Here is a 21,248-nt window from a genome sequence, read left to right as displayed (position 1 = left end):
CCGCTGCACCGTCAGCAAGACCGGCACCATCGCGCGAGCGATCCTGGCCCTACACCACTCGACATCGACGCCAATCAGGATGAAATGACCTCACTGTCTTCGCCACGTGGGCAACTTACACAGTCGCGGCCCTACCTATGACCTTGGGCAGAAGGCCGTCCTGGTCACCGTGGCCGTGCCGCGCTGGCCGCTGTGGCGGGGTCGGTGGTCCGGGGCGGCGTGCTGCCGGGCGGGGTGAGCTGTCCTGGCAGGGGCCCGGGGTGGCCGAACAGCCAGCCCTGGCCGAGACTGGCTCCCATCGCCTGTGCGGTGGTGAGGTGGTGTGGCGTTTCGATGCCCTCGGCGAGGATGACCGCGCCGGTGCGGGCGACCTGCGCCCATACCGCGTTGATCACGTCGGCCACCGGCCAGCGGTCGGGAGTGTGGACGACGCTGCTATCGAGTTTGATCACATCCGGGTTGATCAGCGGCATCATGGCCAGGCTGGCCGGATCGGCGCCGACATCGTCTAGGGCGACGCGCATGCCGTGACCGCGCAGCCACGCGACCGCGGCCAGCAGGATAGCGGGGTCGCCGCTGATGGACCGTTCGGTGATCTCGATGACGATCTGCAGCCGGTTCGCGGCGGCGCGCAGGATGTCCATGACAGCGGGTGGGGGTGGTACGCGCAGTGTGGCCGGCTCCACGTTGACGAATAGCGGCAGCTGCCACGCCAGCCCCGCGATGAGCGCGTCACGGCAGGCAGCGGCTCGGCAGATCCAGTCCAGTTCGGCCAGCCGCCCCGCCCGGGCCGCATGCGCGAACAGCGCCTGCGGGCTGCGGAACACGCTGCCAGCCGGGCCCCGGGCCAACGCCTCGTACCCGACCACCCGGCCATCGTGCAGCGCCACGATCGGCTGGAAGACCGGATGAACTGCCCGATCGGCGATCAACGCATCAAACTCTGCGTTCGTGGACGCGTCCGGCGGGTCTTCGGCCAGCATCGCCGGCCCCTTCCCTAGGCAGACACACACCCCGGCAGTGGAGTCAAGATTCAGCGTAGAGCCACCCACCGCCGAGCTGAGGCGCAGGTCAAGCAGACCAGCCATGTAGGCGCGCCCCGGCGCCATCCGCTTAGCGTGTTATCGGGATCATCAGGAGCATTCGCGGCAAATATCCCCGCGAGGGCCATGCCCGGCGAGCTGGCTGCGGTGGTGCACCAGGAAGCAGCGGCCGCAGCGGAACTCGTCGGCCTGCATCGGTATCACAGCGACGGTCAGCTCCTCCTCCACCGGACCCAGGTCCGGCAGCTCGAAACCTTCAGAGTCCTCACCGTCATCAACAGTCGGCGCCTTCACGCTCCGGCGGGCCTGGAGTTCCTCCAGGCTGTCGTCCTCCGGAGCGACCGCCGGGCGGCGCGGCGCGTCATAGTCGACAGCACTACTTCTACTCATCAGCAGCCCCTCTTTCTGGATCAGCGCCGTATCGATACGGGCAGACAGCAGAGCGTAACGCTGTGTGAGAGTCTTGTCAGGTTTCCCGCGTCAGCATGCCGCCCCGCCGACTGCGGGCTCGGCCTGAAGATCCCCGCGTAGCCGGGCCGGCACGGCGCCGGCGTGACGCCGTACCGGCCCCGTGGTTCCCGGGACCGGCCGGTTCAGGAAGAGGGACCGGACCGTGGTGTCCCGGGACGGGTGCCCGGGGGTGTCAGGCGTTGACGGGTACGGGCGCCTGGGGCGGGGCGGGACGGGTCTGGCGGCGTTCGTGGGCTGCGGGATCGGCGCTGCGATGCCGGGAGTCCAGGCCGCTGCCCGGCCGCGGGTCTTCTTGGCTTGGTAGAGGGCGGTGTCGGCGCGGCGCATCACCTCGGCCGCGGGTAGGCCGGGCTCGGCGGCGGTGACGCCGGCGCTGGCGCCGACGGTCAGGTCGAGCCCGCGGGCCTGCTGCGGGCGGGCGACCGCGGCGACGGCGTGCTGCAGAAGGTGCAGGGCCTGGCTGGGGCCGACGGGCAGGATCGCCGCGAACTCGTCGCCGCCAAGGCGGGCAAGCATCGCGCCGGGCAGGGCGTCCGCGAGGCGGTGGGCGGTGGTGGCCAGGACGCGGTCGCCGGTGTCGTGGCCGAGGGCGTCGTTGACAGTCTTGAAGTGGTCCAGGTCGATCATGGGACCAGCCAGCGGTGCCGGACACCTCGGCCAGGCGTGCGGCCAGCGCTGCGCGGTTGGGCAGCCCGGTGAGCGGGTCGGTGCGCGCTGCCTGGCGGGCGTCGTCCAGCTCGAAGGAGACCACGCCACCGGCGCGACAGCCGGCCCCACGACCTGCCCGAACACCAACCCCATCCACAAACGCCAATACACGCCGAGCGGGCCGGCAACCGAGATCAACCCGGCGAAGAATCAGGGCTAACAAACCATCACCGAACTGGACAGAACGAAACAACGCCGGGGCCGTGGGCGTCGCCTCACGACGCGAACTCGAACGAATGGGGACCGCCACACTCGCAGGAATAAGGGTGTAACTCCCGAGTGAGCTTCGCGGCCAACCTCTTCTGAGCCCGAAAGATCCTGGATTTCACGGTGCCGATCGGAATATTTAGCTGACCGGCTATCTCCTGGTGGCTGAGCTCGTGAAGATATGCCAGCGTGACGACTGCACGGTCGGGCGGGGAGAGCGTTGCAATGGCTGCCCGGACCTGACTCAACAACCACCTCTGGATTGTGACCTCATCCGCTCCTGCGACCGTCGGGTGGGCCTGATCGATGTGGCTGAAGTCGACCGTGGAGCACTCGCTTCGCGAGCGATGGTGGCGATAGGTGTCGATCGCGGCCCGCCGCGTGATGGCGAACAGCCAAGGTTCGATTTCCCGCGCCGGGTCGAAGGTGGCGGCGGCATGCCACGCCTTTATGAACGCCAGCTGCACGGCGTCCGCGGCCAGATCGCGGTCACCGAGAATGCGGTACGCCACCGCGGCCATGCGACCGCTGTGCGAGGCATGAATCTCGGCCAGGGCCCCCTCATCACAATCAGCGAAGCGCTGTCCGATGGTCCTATCAGGAGTTGCTGTCATGATTCTCCAGTTATTGCCTAGGCGGCCGCGCGACTGGCTTCAGCCGCTTTCCCCTTCCGCCGTGATTTCGTCTGTGAGATGCCCATCGGGTTTCTCCAGCGCAGAACGAGCGCGCGAATCGGACCCGCCTTGTAGGTGTTGGAAGCCCCGGCGCGAGAGGGCGCGCCGGGGCGGGCGTCTACCGGGTCGACTGCGTTGTCGGACTAGCAAACGCCGACTTGGGGACGGGGACAGTCGATGCTGTCGGTGCTGGTGTTGTAGCGCTGCGGCCCGCCGCCGCGCGCCTGCCGGCGTTCGTGCGCCCACGACGCCGGCGGTGTGGCCTGCGGCGTCCACGCCACGATCCGGCCGCGGGTCTCTTTCGCCTGGTATAGGGCGGTGTCGGCGCGGCGTATCAGGTCGGCGATAGGAAGGCCGGGGGTGTAGTAGGCGGCCACGCCCACGCTCAGCCCGACCCGTAGCGCCAGGCCGGGTGCCGGCTGGGGCCGGCCTACCGCGGCCGCGGCCTGCTCCAGCCGCGCCACCGCCTGTTCGGGCTCGACCGGCAGGATGATCGCGAACTCGTCGCCGCCCAGCCGCGCCACCACCGCGCCGGGGAGGCTGTCACACAGCCGCCGGGCGGTGGTGGTCAGCACCTGGTCGCCGACGCCGTGGCCGAGGGTGTCGTTGACCGACTTGAAGTGGTCGACGTCGACCAGGGCCAGCGACCACCCGCTGTCGCAGGTGAGCATGTCCAGCTCGGTGGTGAGTGCGGTCCGGTTGGGTAGACCGGTCAGCGGGTCGGTCGTCGCGGCGCGGCGCGCGTCGGCCATCTCGACGTCCCACCGCTCCCGTAGGCGGTGCCGGCGCATCAGGCTGCCGGCCCATCCTGCCGAGCAGGCCAGGGCCAAGCCGGTGGTCAGCAGACTGCGCAGCGCGGTGTTCATCGCCGGGCCTCCTGCCGCAGCCGGTCGGTCTCGTCATGCACGACCAGCGCCGACTCGACCAGCGCGTCGCGATAGGCGCGACCGTGGTGGCCGCAGAACGTCAATTGGCCGCCGTCGTCGAACAGCACCAGCAGATAGGCGCGCGACCCGCAACGGTCACACACGTCGTCGGCGGCCAGCGTCGACACGACCGTTGCGGGCACGCCAGCCGTCACACCCATACCGGTGACAGCGACGGTGGTGGTCTGCGTGGTCATGGCCCGCTCCTCAAGCTGCCGGATTGCCCGATTCGTACACATCCACCATCCGTCCGGGCCCCAGGCGGCGCATCAGGGCAACCCCTAAGGCGGGACTGTAGGAATAAGGGCGTCCGCCAGTAGGTCATCGGATGCGTGGGGTCGGTCGGCAAAGGGACGTAATAGCAGAATCGTGCATAATTGGTGAATGGGTGTGGTGCTGCTGGGTCGGGGCCGTGAGCAGCAGGTGCTCGAGGACGCGGTGGACGGTTGCCGGTCGGGAGCGGGCGGGTTTGTGCTGGTCGAGGCACCGGCGGGGATGGGCAAGTCGGCGCTGTTGGGGTTCGCCCGGGGCGCGTGCCGCCAGGCGGATCTTCGGGTGCTGACCGCCCGGGCGGTGGATCTTGAGCGGGAGTTCGCGTTCGGGGTGGTGCGACAGCTGTTCGAGCCGGTGCTGGCGAGGGTGGACGCGCCGGCCCGGGCCAGGTTGCTGTCGGGGGCGGCGGGTGTGGCCGCCACGGTGTTGGGCGCGGGCGAGGTGTCCGAGGGTCCGCCGCCGGGTGAGTTCGCGCTGCTGCACGGGCTATTCTGGCTGACGGCCAACCTGTGCCAGGACAAGCCGCTGGCGCTCCTGGCCGATGACCTGCACTGGGCGGATATACCCTCGCTGCGTTATCTGTCATTTCTACAGCCGCGGCTTTCGGAGCTGGGACTGCTGGTCGTCGCCACGACGCGCCTTTACGAGCCGGGAGCGCCCGCACAGCAGCTGGCCCAGCTCGCCGCGGACCCGGCGTGTGTGGTGCTGCGACCCGGACCGCTGGGCGCGGACGCGGTCGGGCAGCTGGTACGCGCCAGGCTGGGCGAGACGGCCGAACAAGGGTTCGTCGACGCGTGCGCGAAGGCCACTAGCGGTAATCCGCTGCTGCTGCGCGAGCTGCTACACACCCTCGCCGAGGACAAGGTAGCGCCGGTGGCGGACAGCGTGCCGCTGGTGTGCAAGATCGGCTCGCGCGCGGTGTCGGGCTGGGTCGGCGCCCGGCTGGCCACGCTGGACCCCCAGCACCTCGCCCTGGCCCACGCCCTGACGGTCCTGGGCGAACAGGGCCTCCTGACCGAAGCGGCAACGCTGGCCGACATCAGCATTGACGTCGCGCTGGCGGGCATGAACGAGCTGGAACGGCTCGATATCATCGCGGTGACTGAGCCGAAGTCAGCAGGCGAGATCCAGTTTGTGAGCCCGCTGCTGCGCTCAACGGTTTACGACACCATCGATCCGGTGCACCAGGCCAGGGCGCATAGGCAGGCAGCTGAACTCCGCGCCAGTCAGAAGGCCGACGCCGAACAGATCGCCGCGCACCTGCTACGCGTACCACCGGCAGGTGAAGACTGGGCCCGCACCGCACTGTTCGACGCGGCGACGCTGGCCATGACCCGGGCCTCCCCAGACAGCGCTGTAGCTTATCTCAAGCGGATGCTAGAGGAACCGCTCGATGCTCAGGCCCAATTTGAAACGTTGGTGAGCCTGGGAGAAGTCGCGCAATTCACCAGCACCGAACTATCGATCAGCTATCTCAAGAGGGCCTACGCGCAAGCCGATAACAGTGTCAGTCGGGCCAAGGTAGCCGCGATCTTGGGAGCTGCATTGTTCTATGAGGAACGAAATGATGAAGCACTGGACATCTATCAGACCTCTCTGGAGGCTCTCAGCTCACAACCGTCGGACCTGCGGCAGGAACTCGAAGCTGGGCTGCTGGACATGGCTCTCGACGATCCGATGGCGCTGGATCTCATGCAACACCGGCTAGACGAGCTGAAGGCCGCACCACCGAACCAGACTCCGGTCGGCCGCACCATTGATTGCCTGATCGCTTTGCGCCAGGCATTTGCGCTTGCCGGCGCCAGCGACGTTACCCGACGGGCACTTGGCGCACTCAGCGGCGAAGAGTTATACATGCGAGGGATGCGGACGATTTTTTCCCCGACCAGGATCAGCGCGTACTGCTGCGGAATCTTCGCGTTGGCGGCAACAGACCACAGCGCCAGCCTGCCGTTACTCGATCGCCACATGAGGGAAGCCACCAAATATGGGTCGATCCCCGATATGGAGGCTGCGTTAAGCTACCGCGGCATGCAGTGGCTGTGGCAGGGGGCGCTGGCAGAGGCGACAGCTGATTCCCACGAGGCCGTCAGAATAATCGAAAAGGGGTTCTACCCCATCAACGTGCCCTATGTGAGGTCGGTGCGCGTCAACGCGCTCCTAGAGCAGGGATGTCTGACCGAGGCCGGCGAAGCGCTGGAGGGCGTCGATCTGAGCCGTCCCACCCGATGCGGTCATTGGTTCTTGTTGCACGAGGCCAGGGCGCGCTTGCTGCTGGCCCGCCACGACTACGAGCTGGCCCTGGCGGGCATGATCGAGGCGGGTGAGCGCTTCGGGTTAACCGGTGGGCGTAACCCGGCGTTTTGCGCTTGGCGTTCCGGCGCGGCCGAGTGCATGCACGCGCTGGGTCGCCATGACGAGGCACGGCGGTATGCCAGTGAGGAGCTGGAGCTGGCCCGTGCCTGGGGTGCACCCCGCGCGCTGGGCCGGGCGCTGCGTGTCGCCGGGCTGGTCATCGGCGGCCGCGAAGGGCTGGCCCTGCTGCACGAGGCGGTGGAGACGCTGGCGTCGTCGCCCGCGCGGCTCGAGTACGCCAAGGCCCTCGTCGATCTGGGCGCCGCCACCCGCCGCGCCGGCCACGCCACCGCCGCCCGCCCGTATCTCGCCCAGGGTTTGGACCTGGCCACCCAGTGCGGCGCCATACCCGTGGTCGAACACGCCCGCCGTGAACTGATCGTCACCGGGGCTCGCCCTCGCCGCACCGAGCTGACCGGCCCTGCGGCGCTCACCCCCAGCGAACAGCGTGTCGTGGAGCTGGCCGCCCAGGGCCACAGCAACCGCGACATCGCCCAGCAGCTGTTCGTCACGGTCAAGACCGTCGAGGTCCATCTCGGCAGCGCCTACCGCAAGCTCGGTATCACCCGCCGGGCACAACTAGCCACGTCGCTCGCCGGCCAGCCCGCATAAATGCTCGTGGATGAGGACGAAACTGCATGATCCCTGACGAGGACGAGGCGCGCCTGCGTCAGCTCGGCTACGCCCAGGAGCTGCGCCGGATGCTGGGCGTAGTCGACAACATCATCGTCGGGCTCGCCACAATATCCCCGGTGGTCGCCCTGTACGCGGTGCTGCAGGTGGGCACCATACTGGCCGGGCCCGGGTGGGTGTGGACGCTTCCGATCAGCCTGCTGGGCCAATGCCTGCTGCTGGCCGTCTACGCCGAACTCGCGGCACTGTTTCCGCTCGCCGGCGGCGCCTACCAGTGGACCAGACGCCTGGCCGGGCCCTCCTACGCGTGGCTGACCGGCTGGTTCGCCGTATGCGCATACCTGGTCGCGAACACGACGATCGCGTACCTGGCCGCGCCGTGGGCACTGGACCTGCTCGGCGTGCAGCCGACACCCGGGCGCCTGGTCGCCGCCGCGGCACTGTTCATCTGCGCATGTTCGGCCATCAACCTGCGCGGTATCGCAACCACACACCGCGTGCTCAAATTCGGTGTCGCCGCAGAAATCATCGCGACCATCGGCGTCGGCATCGCGCTGCTGGTGGCCTTTCGCAACCAGAGCCCTTCCCTGCTGGAAACCGTCAAGAACGAAAGTCACGCAGCGCAGGGGACAGAATTTCTTGCCGCCCTGGCCGTGGCCGGATGGGTGTTCATCGGCTTTGACGCCTGCGTCGGCGTATCCGAGGAAACCCGAGCAGCCAGCCGCAACGTGCCACGAGCATTGTGGTGGACCCTGCTCAGCGCCGGAACCGTCGTCATCCTCAGCGCGGTCGCTATCCTGCTCGCCCACCCGGCACCCGCGGACATCACCAGCGGCGACGACACCGATCCCGTCGCCACCGCCGTCACCACAGCCCTCGGCCCACGGGCGGGCAAACCCTTCGACGTCGTCGTCCTGGTCGCGTTCTTCGCCTGCGGCCTGGCTGCCCAAGCGCTGACCGCCCGCACCATATTCTCCATCGCCCGAGACGACGTCCTGCCCGGCTCGGCCTACCTCAAGCGCGTGAACGCGCGCCAAAGCCCGGGCGCCGCCCTCATAGTCGTCACGGTGGTCGGCTGCGCCGGCCTGCTGCTCGCCCTCAACAGCGCCGCGATAGGCAGCATCATCACCTTCGGCACGGCGATGATATATGTGGTCTTCTTACTTATCGCCTGGTCCGCCCTCACCACACGAATCCGCGGCAAGGACGCATCCGGACCCCTTCTGAGGAGAAGCCCAGCAAAGATCATGATAAACGCACTCGCGGTCGTCTGGCTGACCTTCGAGCTCGTCAATATCGCCTGGCCTCGGCCCGAGCTCGCGCCCACCGGCGCACCCTGGTACCAGATCTGGGCCGCGCCGCTGGTCATCTCCCTGGCCGTCGCCGCAGGCGCCGCCTACCTGTGGCTGGCCAAACCGCAACACAAGGTGCCCACCGACTTCACGACCTGAACCTGAAGAAGAAACTACGGGGCGACCGGAGTACGCCGGAAATCGGCAGTAGATCTTGACGCCCCGAATTATCTGAAGCTGCTTCGGGGGCGACCGGAATACGCCGGAAACCCGCCGTAGATCTTGGGCCGAGGTTGCCCGCTGTTCGGGAGGACCCCCACGGGATTTGCCTGGTTCGATAGAGTTGCGCTCGGCACGGGGGTGTTGGTCCGGTTGAACTCGGAGTGGACGGTATCCCGTGACGGCGATCGACCGAACTGCGTATCCGCAGTTCAAGAGGGTCGTTTCTCCGAAAGAGTTGCGGGAGACCTTCACGCCGACGCTGCCTGAGATCGCGTGGGCGCGGGCGAAGACCCGCTCGGATCAGCATCTGTTCGCGCTCGTGGTGTGGTTGAAGGCGTACGGGAGGCTGGGCTGCTTCCCGGACCTGTTCGAGGTGCCGCTGCCCATCGTCGATCACATCCGGCGGCATCTGGAGCTCAAGCCCGAGATCGAGCCGGTGCATGATTCGGACCGGACTGCCGAGCGGCACCGCGACTGGGTCCGGGACCGGCTGGGGGTGACCTACGATCCGTCGGCGGCGCGGGCCCTTGCGGAGCGGGTGATCCGGGAGGCGGTGATGACCAAGGATCAGCCCCCCGATCTGATCAACGTCGCGTTGGAGGAGCTGATCCGGGCTCGGCTGGAACTGCCCGGCTACTCGACTCTCGACGAGATGACCGCCGAGATCCGCACGGAGGTGAACAAGGCCCTGTTCGCGGGGATCGCCGCCCGGATGAGCGGCACCGACGCCTTGGAACTGGACGCGTCGCTGCAGGTGGACCCGGTCCGCGGGCGCAGCCGGTTCGATGAGGCGAAGGCGGTTGCCGGGGCGGCCACGGCGACCGGGCTGCGGGACCGGGTGCGGCACCTGGCGAGCCTGGAGGCGATCGGGCCGACCGCGTTCTGGCTGGAGGGCGTTCCGCCTGCGAAGATCGCGCATTTCGCCGGGGAGGCGCAGCGCACCGACATCTCCGACCTGCGCAAGTATGGCACCGCGAAGCGTCAGACGCTCGTTGCGTGCCTGTTCCACGTGGCGAAGGTCAGCACCTGCGATGAGATCGCCACCATGTTGTGCAAGCGGATCGCGGCGATCCACAAGAAGGCGCGCGAGCATCTGGAGGGGCTGCGGGAGGCCAGCCGGACGGAGTCCGAGCGGCTACTCGGCACGTTCGGCGAAGTCCTGGCCGTGGTCCGCGAGGCCCTGACACCTTCGGGCGAGGCAACCGAGGCCGACAGCGGTGCCGACGAGCCCGCGCCACTGGTGCAGGAGCCCGATGGGCCAGACGCCGTGTTCGTCAAGGCGGGGCGGCTGGTGCTGGCCACGCTGGAGCTCTCGGGCGGGGTGAACGCCTTGTCCGAGGCGCATGAGGTGGTGTCGGCGTACCAGGGCAACAACTATCTGCCGTTCGTGGAGAAGTTCTACCGCGGTAGCCGCGCGGGACTGTTCGACATGCTCGACGTCCTGGAATTCGAGGCCGCCTCGGCCGACGACCGAGTGCTCAAGGCGGTGGGGTTCCTGCGTACCCAGCGCAAGCGCACGCACGAGCACTTGAACATCACCGTCGGGGAGAAGGCCGGTCGGCCGGTCGAGCTGGACCTGTCGTTCGCGAGCGAGAACTGGCGCAAGATCGTGGTCGATCCGCGTCGGCGTGGCCGGGTGATCCGCCGCCATTTCGAGGCGTGCGTGTTCTCTTACCTTGCCAGTGAGCTGCGTACCGGGGACATCGCGGTGACCGGGTCGGAGGCGTACGCGAACTTCATGCAGCAGTTGCTGCCGCCGGAGGAGTGCGGGCCCTTGGTCGCCGCGTACTGCCGCGAGGCGGGCTTGCCGGCCGACGCTGCCGGAGCGGTGGCGGCGCTGCGGGCGCAGTTGGAGCAGGCCGCGGCCGGGGTTGACGCCGGGTTCCCAGCGAGCACGGATCTGCGGATCGCCGGCGGGCGGCCGGTGCTCAAGCCCCGCCAGGGCAAGGAGCGCCGCCAGTCCGCTCTCGACCTGGAGCAGGCGATCCACGACCGGCTGCCCGAGCGCGGCATCCTGGAGATCCTGACCCGTGCCGCGTACCTGACCGGCTGGCACCGCCACTTCGGGCCGCCGTCGGGGTCCGATCCGAAGATCCGCGACGCCCTGGGCCGGTATGTGCTGCTCACCTTCACCTACGGGGCGAACCTCGGCCCAGCGCAAGTGGCCCGGCATATGCGCGATCAGGTGAGCGTGCACAAGCTGCACCAGGCGACCAAACACGCCGACGCCAACAAGATCCACAAAGGGTCGGTGGACGTCATCAACGCCTACGCCGACCTGGACCTCAGCCGCCTGTACGGGGACGGGACGCGGGCGGGCACCGACGGCACGCAGCTCGACACGTGGGCTGACAACCTCCTCGCGGAGTCCCACATCCGCTACGGCGGGTACGGCGGTCTGGCGTACCGCTACATCTCCGACACCTACATCGCGCTGTTCTCGCACTTCATCCCGTGCGGGGTGTGGGAGGCCGTCTACATCCTCGATGGGCTGCTGCGCAACAAGAGCGACCTGCAACCCTCCGAAATACATGCGGACACGCAAGGTCAGTCGTTGCCGGTCTTCGGCCTGGCGCACCTGTTGGGGTTCGAGCTACTGCCGCGCATCCGCAACTGGCAGGACCTGATCTTCTACCGGCCGGACCGAGCCGCCCGGTACGAGCACATCGACTCCCTGTTCAGCGCGGAGGCGGTCGACTGGCAGCTGATCGAAACCCACTGGGACGACCTGATGCGCGTCGCGGTTTCGGTACGCGCCGGGCGGATCTCCTCGGTCACCCTGCTGCGCCGCCTGGGCAACGAGTCGAAGAAGAACCGCATCTACCGCGCTTTGCGCGAGGTCGGCCGCGCGGTCCGCACGATCGTGCTGCTGCGCTACCTGTCCGAGCCGGAGCTGCGCGACAGCATCACCACGGTCACCAACCGGGTCGAGGCGTTCCACGGGTTCGCGAACTGGCTGTCGTTCGGCAGGGAGGTCCTCGCGCACAACGACCCGGTGCACCAGGAGATGATCGTCAAGTTCAACGAGCTGATGGCCAACTGCGCGATCTACTCCACCGCCCTGGACATCATGGTCGCCGCGAACGAGCTGTTCGCCGCCGGATACCCGGTGAGCTGGGAAGACCTGGCCACTATCACCCCCTACATCACCAGCAAGATCCGCAGGTTCGGGGATTGGATACTCGACCTCACCCCACCGCCGGAGGGCACCCTGGTGACCCTCGACGTCACCCCGGTGCAGGGCATCCGCGCGAGCCCGTGACCTACGGGGGCAGGCAGGTCCCCCGTTTCCGCCCGCCCAGCAGGGCACGAGCCAAGATCGTCCTATTGCCGATTTCCGGCGTACCTTGGCCGACTGCGAGTTGGATCATGCTACATAGGGCGCGCTTCGGGCTCACCGGCAGCGAGGAACATGTCGGCGCGACGAAGGCCGAACCCGTTTGCCAGGGGCTCGATGCGGTTGATGCGGTCAATACGAAAGAACCGGATATCATCGCGTAGCCGGTCCCAAGCGAGCGCGTACCAGACGGGCACGTTGTAGTACAAATACTGGGTCTCGATCTCGCGCTCGGTGACTGTCCCGGTCTGGTCTTCGTATCGGATCGCTGCGACGCGCTGGTAGAGGAACGAGTCGAGCAGCGCCTGTGTCACAGGTGCTTGTGGTGGCGTGTAACTCGTAACGACGCGGCCGGAGGCCGGCTGGCCCACGAGGACTCGGCCGCGTAGTGCGCGAATGCGGCGTGCCTGGGCGGGCGCGAACGCGGCACTCACCTTGCGGGTGATCGACCGCAGGTCGCCCAGCAGCAGGGGGGACCCGATCTTTTCGGCGATGGTGAGGCTCAGGAGCAGGCCCAGGGCCTCGGACTCGTTTAGGTGGACTCTGCCGAGTGACCAGCCGCGCTCCAGTCTGACGCCGCCTCCGCGGCCCCGGTCGCTTTCGACCGGCATGCCGAGCTCGCGTAGTGCGGCAAGATCGCGTTGAACGGTCCGCACGCTTACACCGAGCTCGGCGGCAAGGTCGCCGGCTGTGGTGGCGTCACGGTCGGCCAGCAGCACCTTGAGCGCGTCGAGCCGCAGCACCCGGCTGCGCACGACGGGATCTTCAGCCATGACACAAATATGACAGTAGCTGTCGTGTTAGCCAATAGTGTCTGCGTGATCGCACGAAAGGAGCGAAATGCACATCGCACTGGCACCATTCCGGCTCAAGGAGGGCATCTCCGAAGATGCCCTGGTGAAGACCTCGGACGACTTCGAGGAGCAGTTCGTCCGCAAGCAGGAGGGCATCCTCAAGCGCATCCTCGTCAAGGACGGCAACGGCGGCTACGCCGACATCGTCTTCTTCGCCGACGCCGCCGCGATCGACCGGGTCATCGAAGCCGAGCAGAGCAGTGAGGTCTGCGCCGCGTTCTTCGCCATCATGGACGAAGACGGTACGCACAGTGTGTACGAGATGCTGAAGACCTACGAGCGATGACTTCCGGGCGGGTGCCTCTCAAGGATCAGCTGTTCAACCGGGACAAGGTCACTTTCGTCGCGACCCGGATCGAGCGCGTGTGCCCGGCGTTCCGACGCCAGCCGTTCGTAGACGAGGTCATGGGCCGACTCGGTGAGTTCGAGTTGAAGCAGCGGATCGCCTGGATCGCGCTGTGCCTTGAGAGGCGCCTGCCTGAGGGCTACCGGCGGGCGGTGGACGTGCTGCTGCGTTCGCTGCCCGCTCCCTGCGACCCAGCCCTTTCCGACGGCGACTTCGGTGATTTCATCTACGCCCCCTACTCCGAGTACGTTGCTCGGCGCGGCTGCACTCCCGACGATCTTGATTTCTCGCTCGCCGCGCTGAAGGAGACCACCACACGGTTCTCGGCCGAGGACGCGATCCGCACCTTCATCGGCGCCCATCCGGACCATACGCTGGGTACGCTCATGGAGTGGACGACGGACCAGCATTACCACGTCCGCCGGCTCTGCAGTGAAGGCACCCGCCCCCGACTTCCCTGGTCGCGACGACTGTCGGTTCCAGTCACGGCCGCGCTGCCGATCCTGGATCAGCTCTTTGCCGACCAGACCCGTTTCGTCACGCGGTCGGTGGCCAACCACCTCAACGACATCGCGAAGACCGACCCAGACATCGTGGTCGAAACCCTCCAGCGATGGAGGCGCACCGGCCGGCAGACGCCGCGCGAGATGGACTTCATCGTCCGTCACGCCACCAGGTCGCTCGTGAAAGCCGGGCACTCCGGAAGTCTCGCGATCCTGGGCATCCCCGCTGGCCAGCCCGATGTGGTCACCAGGCTGTCGATGCCGAGCCGGGTCGAGCTCGATGCAGAACTCGAGTTCTCACTCGACCTCGACGCCAGGCGGGACACCGAGGCCGTCGTGGACTACGCGCTCCACTTCCAAGGGCCATCAGGAAGGCTGACCGGTCGCAAGGTCTACAAGCTGCGTCGGCTCACCCTGCCCGCCGGGGTGACCACGACCATCACCAAACGCCACCTGCTCCGCTCTGGCATGACGACCCGCAAGCTTTACCCCGGCATGCACGAGATCGAAATCCTCGTCAACGGGACCTCCCAGGCCCGCGGTACATTCTGGCTCAGCCCATCGGCAGCGCAGGAGAACCCCGGTGTTGAGGAAGATTCGCGCTGAGACTGGAGCCAAGGATGTTCTTGCCGAGGTAGTCCGGTGGGGGACCGCCAGCGACCGGGACTCATGTGCGCCAACTGGCGAATGTGTCCGGTGAGCGTCTCCGGTCTCGCACTCCCGTCAATTCTCGGTGACGTGACCCTGTCTACTTCAGATAAACCCGTTTATCTGAAGTAGAATCCCGGCGTGACTTCAGATAAAGCGATCCAGGCGGGTCCGCAGAACCCGGAATCAACTTCAGATAAATCGGAGCCGCCCGCCGCACCCCGGCGCAGGGGACGCCAACCCGCGCCTCTGCCGGATCGGTACGCCGACGTTCACGCCGCGTACGTCGCGGCACTTTCCACCGCGACGATGCTCGACGACGACACCCGCCGCGCCTACGCCTCCCGCGTACGCGGCTACCTGATCTGGCTCGACACCGCCGACACCGACGGCGACCCCCTCACCAGCCCGGCCGCCCGCGACGGCGCCGCCCGCGACTACCGCACCTGGCTGCAAACCGTCGCCGGTCGCAAACCGTCCACCATCAACGTCATCCTCGCCGCGATCGCCGACTTCTACACCCGCCGCGGCTTCGGCGCACCCGACGTACGCCGCCTCGACCTGCCCCAAGTCGCACCCCGCGCCCTCGACGCCCGCGACGTCACCCGCTGGCTGCGCACCGTCGAACGCTGGCTCAACCCCCGCGACCGGGTCCTTGCCCTCATCCCGTTCTACGCCGGGCTACGCCTGGGCGAAGTCGTCGCCCTCGACCTCGACGACATTCGCCTGTCCGCCCGCAAGGGCTTGATCGTCGTGCGGATGGGCAAAGGCGGCGGCTACCGCGAGATCCCCATGCACCCCCAGCTACGCACCGACCTCGCGCTGTGGATCAATGACGAGCGGCCTCAGTGGAGAGGCTCCGCCGACAGCTCGTCGCTGCTGCTCAACCAGCGCGGCGGCCGGCTCGGCGCCCGCGGCGCCGACCACATCCTCAGCGCGATCGCCGACGAGGCCCGCATCAGCGACGAGTTCACCAGCCACGCCCTGCGCCACACCTTCGGCACCAGGCTCATCCGCGAAGGCCACGACATCGTCATCGTCGCCGAACTCATGGGCCACAAGCGCCTTGATCAAACGAGGCGCTACAGCCTGCCCAGCCAAGCCGACCGGGAGAAGGCCATCCTCAGCCTCCCAACCGATCGCTGAGCAGCACAATCAGCCGCACTCAAGATCTACGGCGGGTTTCCGGCGTATTCCGGTCGCTCCCGTACATCACCGACGCCTCGGCCATCCCGGCCGCACTCACCGTCAACCCGTCCCTCACCGTCGCCGCACTCGCCGAACGCGCCAGCACCTTCGTCCTCCAGCGCCTCGCCGACCTCGGCGTAACCAGTCACCACGACATCCCCATACCACGCTGACCCCACGGCCGGTCGCGCGCGACAACAGCCACCTGCTGCCGGAATACGGCAGGTGGTGTCGGGCACCAACCGTAGACATCGTCTGCATGAGATGCCGTTGCCCTCGACCAACGCCGATGACACAGTGGCAGTCACACCCTGCGCTCACCGATGTCACGCCACCTTGCCGAGGTACCCCTTGACGGCCGCCCCGATCGCCAGAGACACGCTCGTCGACACCCTCGTCGGACGGCTGCGCGACGACATGCTCGCCCAGCGCTACCCGGCAGGCAGCCTCCTTCCCCCAGAGCGCGACCTCGCCGCCGCCTACGGCGTCACCCGCACCTCGCTCAAACACGCCCTCGTCCGCCTCGCCCAGGCCGGCCTCGTCGAAACCCGCCACGGCATCGGCACCACCGTGCTCGACTACCGCCGCCACGCCGGACCCGACCTACTACCCATGCTGCTCGCCCACGCGGCCGGTGAGGGTGCAGACGGCCGCTGGCTGGCCGAGATCTTCGACGTACGCCACGACATCGGCGCCCTCGTCGCCGCCCACGCCGCCGCCAACCGCACCCTCGAACAGGCCGACGTGCTACGCGCCCAGCTCAACGCCATCACCACGGCTGCCGACGCCGACGCAGCCCAGCTCGCCGAATGCGAAATCCACCGAGTGCTCGCCGACGCCTCCGGCAACCGCGTCTACGGACTCCTGGTCAACTCACTGCTCAACGCCTACCTGCAGGTCCGCGGACTGTTCCAGGCGCCCTTCACCGACCCGCAGGTCGCCGGGGCACGGCTGGCTCCACTGGTCGACGCGATCACCGCCGGCGATCCCGCCGCCGCGCACGCGGCAGCGTCGGCGTACCTCACACAAACACGAACGCTGATGCTCGGAGAGGACTGAACACAGCCCGACATGCGGCAGACGAAGAAGAGGTCGTACGGCGACTGGCACCGGCCCCCGAGTCACGTCCTATCCCTGCCGCCGACCTCGCCCCTTTCATCGACGCCGGGCAGCCGATGGACAGCTTCGCAGGGGATCCATCCTCGGTTGCCGCATTGTTGGTGGTGAACAGCGTCGTCGACGGTGGGGCCGGCGGGAGTCGAACCCGCACTGGCGCGGACCTAAACCGCGTGCCTCTCACGTTGGGCTACGGCCCCACCGGCGTAGACGCCCTGCATGAATTCTCGCGCGGCGCCGTCCCAGATGTGCGCCGGGGCGGGTCCGCGCCGCCGCCCCGGCTGGTGCGCGGCAACCGGTAGTGGCTCGTGGGCCGGTCGCCGCTCAGGCACCTGGTGATCACGCTAGGACAGGCGACGAACACACGGCCGGGGATTTCGCCAACTTGATCAGCCGGGTCCGCTGATCAATCTTCCCGCGCCCCCGACCGGCGGGGGAGCCTCGCCCTGCCTAGTGCCTGCCTGAAGCAGGGCGAGGCGTCGCTGCGCCGCCGTCCTGTGGCGGCGCGGTCACCGGTTCCATCATCGCGGTCGTGCCCGGGCTTGGCGTGCAGGCTGTGCGTGTGTCCAGGCGGTCCATCACGGTTACGTTTTGCTCTCAGCGAAACACTGTCCGTGCTTTGGCGGTTTCGCGGCGGCGGACTAAACGGATTGGTGACGATTTGTGCGGTGACGGGTCCGGGTGGTCCGGGCCGACTGTTCTCGTGTCACAGACGGGGGTTTCCATGTCGATCAGCGCTATGGCACAGCCGCAGCTGCAGGGCCAGCTCGGCCAGCTGGGTCAGCAGCCGTTCCCGCCGCAGTGGGGTCAGCCCCAGCAGTTCGGTCAGCTCGGCGGCCTGCAAGCCCAGCAGCCCTACGGTGCCCAGCAGTTGCAGCAGCAGCCGTACGGCGGGCAACTGCAGGCCTCAGGTCAGCAGCCGGGAATGTGGGGCGGCGGCCAGCAGCCTTTGTCGTCGCTGAGCCCGATCGCAGCGCAGGTCGTGTCCGACACGGTCGTCCGGGTCGTTTCGGCATCCCTCGCCACGGTCCTGGAGCAGCTGCGCATCGACCCTCTTGCACAGCAGAGCCTGTGCCAGCAGGGGCAGCTGAGCCCGCAGGCGTTCTCGAACGTGATCACGGAGTCGGCGCGGCGGTGCGCGCCGATCGTGGCGCAGGCGTTCTCGCAGATCACCGCCGGTGCCCACCAGCAGATCTTCGGCCAGGCAGGCTACGGGCAGCAGGGCGGGATGGGGCAGGCCGGTATGCAGCAGCCGCTGGGCTACGGCCAGCAGCAGGGCATGGGCTGGTAGCCGACCGTTGAGGCGGCGGTGCCGCAGGCCGGACGCCACCCGGCCTGCGGCATTGCCGTTGCCAGCACATGAAACGGAAGAAGGAGCGAGCGTTATGGCCGGCACGCCCGGTAGGAACAACGGCAAGCACAAGCAGCAGCCCGAACCCGAGCCGCAGCCGGCCGGCCAGGAGCAGGTGGAGCAACAGGACAAGCCCGGTCCGGTAACCGACCGTGGCGGTCCCGGGCCGGATCAGCCGCCGCGGGTGACCCAGCCGTTCACTCTCAGCCCTGGCGGGGACGAGGGCGGTCCCGCGGTGGTGGGTGAGTGGGCGGTGCGGTATCTGCTGGCGCCCGGCTACTCCCGCGGAGGCGCGGACGTGGACGTGCTGTGTGGGCAGGTCGAGCAGATCTCCGGCCTGCAGGTGGCCGACGCGCTGGCCCCAGCAGCGGACGTGCGGACGGCCAGCGTGTGCCCACCGGTGGTCGTGGTGCAGGCCTCGCCGCAGCGCATCGGCGAGCTGGCCGCCTCCGGGACGTGGCAGGTGGAGCTGGACCAGCCGCTGCTGGCCCCGGCCGCCGCCGGGCCGGGGCCGCTGACGGTGGCCGACCCGGGCCTGCTGGCTGCGGGGGCGCAGGAGGTCAGCGTCGTGGTCCGTGACGGCGACGACCAGCCGGTCGAGGGCGCGGCGGTGTTCGCGCACAGCCCATGGCCGGCTTTCGGGACCACCGACTCCGACGGGCGGGCGGTCCTGGTACTGCCGGCCGGATGTGCGCAGGCGGTGTCGGTGCTGGTGGTGCAGCCGCGCTCCGGGTACTGGAGCCGCCTGATCACCGCCCCACAGCTATCCGCCTCGGCCGACAACCTGGTCCCCGTGCGTTCCCTGGAGCAGGACTTCGAGGGGCTGTCGGGCCGGGCGGTGGCCGGTTGGGCGGCGCAGGAGCTGCGGATCGGGCAGCTGCCGCCCAACTACCGTGGCCGCGGCGTGAAGATCGCCATCGTGGACTCCGGGATCGCCGCCGACCACCCCGAGTTCGACGGACGGATCAGCCACGGGGTCAACGTGAGCAGCGACGTCGCGGGCTGGGACGTCGACACGCTCGGTTCCGGCACCGCGAGCGCCGGGGTCATCGCCGCGGCCGACGACGACCGCGGCATCACCGGCCTGGCATGCGACGCCGAGATCCACGCGGTCAAGGCGCTGCCCGGCACCATGGCCAGCCTGCTCAAAGCGATCGACTACTGCATCACCCACGGCGTCGATGTCGCGCTGCTCAACACGGCCCTGCCCGCAGGCTCGCAGCTGCTGGCGGCCAAGCTCCTGGATGCGCGCAACGCCGGCGTGGTCGTGGTCGCCCCGGCCGGGGACACCCCGGGTCCGGTCGCGGTCCCGGCCGGGCTGCCGGAGGTCGTCGCGGTCGGCGCCCTCGGCCGGGCCGGGGTGTTCCCGCCGTGCAGCATCCACCCTGCACACTTGGCCACCACACTGCCCGGCCGCGACGGGCTGACCCCTGCGGCGTTCACCCCCACCGGCCCGGGCGTGGACGTCGCCGCGCCGGGCGTGGCGGTGCTGACCTGCGCGGTCGACGGCGGCTACACCGTCCGCGACGGCACCACGCTCGCCGCGGCCCACATCGCCGCCCTGGCTGCTCTGGCGCTGGCCCATCACGAGGACTTCCAGCACGCGTTCGCCCAGCGCGGCCCCGACCGGGTCGACCGGCTGCACCGGCTCCTGGCGGCGGCCTGCCGCCCGGTCGCTGACCCGGCCCGCACCGGCGCCGGTGTCCCCGACGCCCGCCGTGCCCTGGGCGTGGCCACGCCCCTGGAAACGGACTTCGAGACCGCGGTGCTGCACCACCTGCAGCAGGACCTCACCCGCGCCGGCCTGCTCCCGCAGCCGGACTGACCCGTGAACTCCGGGGCCGGTCAGACTGGGAGATGACCGGCCCCGGCCATGTGCGCATCCCGAAAATCGGTGTTGGCGGGGCAGCACGGGGCCGGGTAGAACTGTGCACCCCGTGGTGCACACCCGCCTCGGCCTGGCCGTTTCCAACAGCCGTTGGTCCCACGCGGCCAGGGTGCCCGCGGCTCTGCTGGAGGGTGGAGGCCGTGGCGGTGCACATCCGATTACCCCCGTGGTCGGAACGGCACCGCCACGGCGGCGCACACCCGCACGGCCCAGGATCCCGCTAGGGTGATCATGTGGGAGTGTTCGGCGCGCCTCGCCCGGCCGCCCGCTGCACCGAGTGCACCCGGCTGACCTACCCAGAGCTGCTGTTCTTCTTCGAAACCACCGGCGACGGCGAGACCGAGCGGCAGCGGTGCGCTCTGCAGCGTGGCCATCCCGGCGCGCACACGGCCGGCATCGCCAAGCACGAAACCGGCGCCGAGGGCGCCTGGTGGCTGCAGTGGGACTCCGGCGGCCACCACTGTATCGAGCTGGCGCACTGCACCGCCTACCGCGCCGCCCATCCCGACTACGACATCTGCCAACTGCCCGCCGGGCACTGGGGCTACCACAGCTGGCTGCTCACCGATTGACTCGGCAGCACGACCGTGCGGCAGCGTGACCGTCCGGCGGCGCGGCGCACGAACCGCGATACCGGCTTATTTCGTAACATATGTATAACGGTCGAGCGGTGCGCTGCGATGTGTTGCGTGGTACGACCAGTGGGCAGTGATGGAGGCGATGGACATGCAGGCCACCGCAGGCGATGCGATCACCATCCACGGCAAGACCGTGGGTGCCCGGGATCGTCACGGCGAGATCATCGAGGTCCGGGGCCCCGACGGGCAGCCGCCGTACCGGGTCAGGTTCAACGACGGCCACGAAGGACTGGTCTACCCCGGCCCTGACGCCGTCATCGAACACCGTCACGGCCAGCGCTGAGGGCTCGCTCCCGCGTTTGTGAAAAGTCCCGGTATGTGTCCGGGCCGTTGGGAAGCACTCAGGACAAGTGCGGGCGTCACCGCTGCTCACCTGCCGCCGGCCTGAACACAGAGGTGGCGGGCACGGTATGGGATCGCGGGTTTGCGCCAGGCGCTCCGCACGTTTCGCGGTGCCGCCCGACCGGCACCTTGTCAACGGTCTGTTGGATCACCGGGTGGGCGGACGTGTGGCATCCGGGCTGGCGGACAGCAGTTCTGGATCTGGCGACGCAGCACCTCGACCGAGCGCTGCG

At 68.5% G+C, this 21,248-nt stretch carries 18 protein-coding genes, 1 tRNA gene and 1 pseudogene; 12 read left to right on the top strand and 8 right to left on the bottom strand.

Annotated features, from left to right (window positions below; all coding sequences use genetic code 11):
* Positions 1–164: 164 nt before the first annotated feature.
* The 6 genes from AB0J67_RS29650 to AB0J67_RS29625 all read right to left on the bottom strand — a co-directional run bounded on the left by AB0J67_RS29650 (position 165) and on the right by AB0J67_RS29625 (position 4,226).
* On the bottom strand, positions 165–983 hold the full coding sequence (locus AB0J67_RS29650; protein ID WP_363486949.1) for an EAL domain-containing protein: 819 nt from the start codon (positions 981–983) through the stop codon (positions 165–167).
* Positions 984–1,133: 150 nt separating this feature from the next.
* The gene (locus AB0J67_RS29645; protein ID WP_363486947.1) at positions 1,134–1,433 is read right to left on the bottom strand and encodes a DUF4193 domain-containing protein; all 300 of its coding nucleotides are present in this window, start codon (positions 1,431–1,433) and stop codon (positions 1,134–1,136) included.
* 90 nt (positions 1,434–1,523) lie between these two features.
* The gene (locus AB0J67_RS29640; protein WP_363486945.1) at positions 1,524–2,315 is read right to left on the bottom strand and encodes a GGDEF domain-containing protein; all 792 of its coding nucleotides are present in this window, start codon (positions 2,313–2,315) and stop codon (positions 1,524–1,526) included.
* A 122-nt stretch (positions 2,316–2,437) separates the two neighbouring features.
* On the bottom strand, positions 2,438–3,043 hold the full coding sequence (locus AB0J67_RS29635; RefSeq protein WP_363486943.1) for a sigma-70 family RNA polymerase sigma factor: 606 nt from the start codon (positions 3,041–3,043) through the stop codon (positions 2,438–2,440).
* 203 nt (positions 3,044–3,246) lie between these two features.
* Positions 3,247–3,969, bottom strand: coding sequence for a GGDEF domain-containing protein (locus AB0J67_RS29630; protein WP_363486941.1), 723 nt, complete (start codon positions 3,967–3,969; stop codon positions 3,247–3,249).
* A complete protein-coding gene (locus AB0J67_RS29625) occupies positions 3,966–4,226 on the bottom strand; it encodes a hypothetical protein (RefSeq protein ID WP_363486939.1) in 261 nt (86 codons plus the stop codon). The genes AB0J67_RS29630 and AB0J67_RS29625 overlap by 4 nt, the downstream gene beginning before the upstream one ends.
* A gap of 187 nt (positions 4,227–4,413) precedes the next feature.
* Here AB0J67_RS29625 and AB0J67_RS29620 point away from each other — a divergent pair, with 187 nt between their 5' ends.
* The 3 genes from AB0J67_RS29620 (at position 4,414) to AB0J67_RS29610 (ending at position 12,066) form a co-directional block, all read left to right on the top strand.
* The gene (locus AB0J67_RS29620) at positions 4,414–7,269 is read left to right on the top strand and encodes an AAA family ATPase (protein WP_363486937.1); all 2,856 of its coding nucleotides are present in this window, start codon (positions 4,414–4,416) and stop codon (positions 7,267–7,269) included.
* A 26-nt stretch (positions 7,270–7,295) separates the two neighbouring features.
* Positions 7,296–8,741: an APC family permease gene (locus AB0J67_RS29615; protein ID WP_363486935.1), complete on the top strand. Its 1,446-nt coding sequence runs from the start codon at positions 7,296–7,298 to the stop codon at positions 8,739–8,741.
* A gap of 238 nt (positions 8,742–8,979) precedes the next feature.
* Positions 8,980–12,066 carry a Tn3 family transposase gene (locus AB0J67_RS29610; protein WP_363486933.1) on the top strand — a complete coding sequence of 1,029 codons (3,087 nt, stop codon included), beginning with the start codon at positions 8,980–8,982 and terminating at the stop codon, positions 12,064–12,066.
* Between the two features lie 110 nt (positions 12,067–12,176).
* On the opposite strand, the gene AB0J67_RS29605 is transcribed toward AB0J67_RS29610, so the two are convergent.
* Positions 12,177–12,914, bottom strand: coding sequence for an HTH domain-containing protein (locus AB0J67_RS29605; RefSeq protein WP_363486931.1), 738 nt, complete (start codon positions 12,912–12,914; stop codon positions 12,177–12,179).
* 67 nt (positions 12,915–12,981) lie between these two features.
* Here AB0J67_RS29605 and AB0J67_RS29600 point away from each other — a divergent pair, with 67 nt between their 5' ends.
* From AB0J67_RS29600 to AB0J67_RS29580, 5 genes and pseudogenes are all read left to right on the top strand, one after another.
* Positions 12,982–13,281, top strand: a complete 300-nt coding sequence (locus AB0J67_RS29600; RefSeq protein WP_363486929.1) for a hypothetical protein — start codon at positions 12,982–12,984, stop codon at positions 13,279–13,281.
* Positions 13,278–14,039: pseudogene (locus AB0J67_RS29595) on the top strand (DNA alkylation repair protein); the annotation flags it as partial. The gene AB0J67_RS29600 and the pseudogene AB0J67_RS29595, both read left to right, overlap by 4 nt.
* Before the next feature lie 762 nt (positions 14,040–14,801).
* Positions 14,802–15,638: a site-specific integrase gene (locus tag AB0J67_RS29590; RefSeq protein ID WP_363486927.1), complete on the top strand. Its 837-nt coding sequence runs from the start codon at positions 14,802–14,804 to the stop codon at positions 15,636–15,638.
* Positions 15,635–15,853 carry a GMC oxidoreductase gene (locus tag AB0J67_RS29585; RefSeq protein ID WP_363486951.1) on the top strand — a complete coding sequence of 73 codons (219 nt, stop codon included), beginning with the start codon at positions 15,635–15,637 and terminating at the stop codon, positions 15,851–15,853. Before AB0J67_RS29590 ends, AB0J67_RS29585 begins: the two co-directional genes overlap by 4 nt.
* 178 nt (positions 15,854–16,031) lie before the next feature.
* Positions 16,032–16,739 carry a GntR family transcriptional regulator gene (locus tag AB0J67_RS29580; RefSeq protein ID WP_363486925.1) on the top strand — a complete coding sequence of 236 codons (708 nt, stop codon included), beginning with the start codon at positions 16,032–16,034 and terminating at the stop codon, positions 16,737–16,739.
* A 184-nt stretch (positions 16,740–16,923) separates the two neighbouring features.
* On the opposite strand, the gene AB0J67_RS29575 is transcribed toward AB0J67_RS29580, so the two are convergent.
* Positions 16,924–16,996 (bottom strand) — tRNA-Leu (locus AB0J67_RS29575).
* 524 nt (positions 16,997–17,520) lie between these two features.
* Between AB0J67_RS29575 and AB0J67_RS29570 the strand changes: the two genes are divergently transcribed.
* The 4 genes from AB0J67_RS29570 (at position 17,521) to AB0J67_RS29555 (ending at position 20,956) form a co-directional block, all read left to right on the top strand.
* Positions 17,521–18,087 (top strand): hypothetical protein, encoded by a 567-nt coding sequence (locus AB0J67_RS29570; RefSeq protein WP_363486923.1) that lies wholly within the window; start codon positions 17,521–17,523, stop codon positions 18,085–18,087.
* 94 nt (positions 18,088–18,181) lie between these two features.
* Positions 18,182–19,972, top strand: a complete 1,791-nt coding sequence (locus tag AB0J67_RS29565) for a S8 family serine peptidase (RefSeq protein WP_363486921.1) — start codon at positions 18,182–18,184, stop codon at positions 19,970–19,972.
* 296 nt (positions 19,973–20,268) lie between these two features.
* A complete protein-coding gene (locus AB0J67_RS29560; protein ID WP_363486919.1) occupies positions 20,269–20,607 on the top strand; it encodes a hypothetical protein in 339 nt (112 codons plus the stop codon).
* 139 nt (positions 20,608–20,746) lie between these two features.
* Entirely contained in the window at positions 20,747–20,956 is a 210-nt protein-coding gene (locus tag AB0J67_RS29555) for a DUF1918 domain-containing protein (RefSeq protein ID WP_363486917.1), read from the top strand.
* The last annotated feature ends 292 nt before the right edge of the window (positions 20,957–21,248 follow it).

This window comes from Catellatospora sp. NPDC049609 (assembly GCF_040675365.1).
Lineage (GTDB): Bacteria > Actinomycetota > Actinomycetes > Mycobacteriales > Micromonosporaceae > Catellatospora.
This window is presented reverse-complemented; position numbering and strand designations above follow the sequence as displayed.

Coding starts and splice junctions, on each gene's coding strand:
- AB0J67_RS29650 (WP_363486949.1), bottom strand. CDS start 983: ATGCTGGCCGAAGACCCGCCGGACGCGTCCACGAACGCAGAGTTTGAT.
- AB0J67_RS29645 (WP_363486947.1), bottom strand. CDS start 1,433: ATGAGTAGAAGTAGTGCTGTCGACTATGACGCGCCGCGCCGCCCGGCG.
- AB0J67_RS29640 (WP_363486945.1), bottom strand. CDS start 2,315: ATGGGGTTGGTGTTCGGGCAGGTCGTGGGGCCGGCTGTCGCGCCGGTG.
- AB0J67_RS29635 (WP_363486943.1), bottom strand. CDS start 3,043: ATGACAGCAACTCCTGATAGGACCATCGGACAGCGCTTCGCTGATTGT.
- AB0J67_RS29630 (WP_363486941.1), bottom strand. CDS start 3,969: ATGAACACCGCGCTGCGCAGTCTGCTGACCACCGGCTTGGCCCTGGCC.
- AB0J67_RS29625 (WP_363486939.1), bottom strand. CDS start 4,226: ATGACCACGCAGACCACCACCGTCGCTGTCACCGGTATGGGTGTGACG.
- AB0J67_RS29620 (WP_363486937.1), top strand. CDS start 4,414: ATGGGTGTGGTGCTGCTGGGTCGGGGCCGTGAGCAGCAGGTGCTCGAG.
- AB0J67_RS29615 (WP_363486935.1), top strand. CDS start 7,296: ATGATCCCTGACGAGGACGAGGCGCGCCTGCGTCAGCTCGGCTACGCC.
- AB0J67_RS29605 (WP_363486931.1), bottom strand. CDS start 12,914: ATGGCTGAAGATCCCGTCGTGCGCAGCCGGGTGCTGCGGCTCGACGCG.
- AB0J67_RS29600 (WP_363486929.1), top strand. CDS start 12,982: ATGCACATCGCACTGGCACCATTCCGGCTCAAGGAGGGCATCTCCGAA.
- AB0J67_RS29590 (WP_363486927.1), top strand. CDS start 14,802: ATGCTCGACGACGACACCCGCCGCGCCTACGCCTCCCGCGTACGCGGC.
- AB0J67_RS29570 (WP_363486923.1), top strand. CDS start 17,521: ATGTCGATCAGCGCTATGGCACAGCCGCAGCTGCAGGGCCAGCTCGGC.
- AB0J67_RS29565 (WP_363486921.1), top strand. CDS start 18,182: ATGGCCGGCACGCCCGGTAGGAACAACGGCAAGCACAAGCAGCAGCCC.
- AB0J67_RS29555 (WP_363486917.1), top strand. CDS start 20,747: ATGGAGGCGATGGACATGCAGGCCACCGCAGGCGATGCGATCACCATC.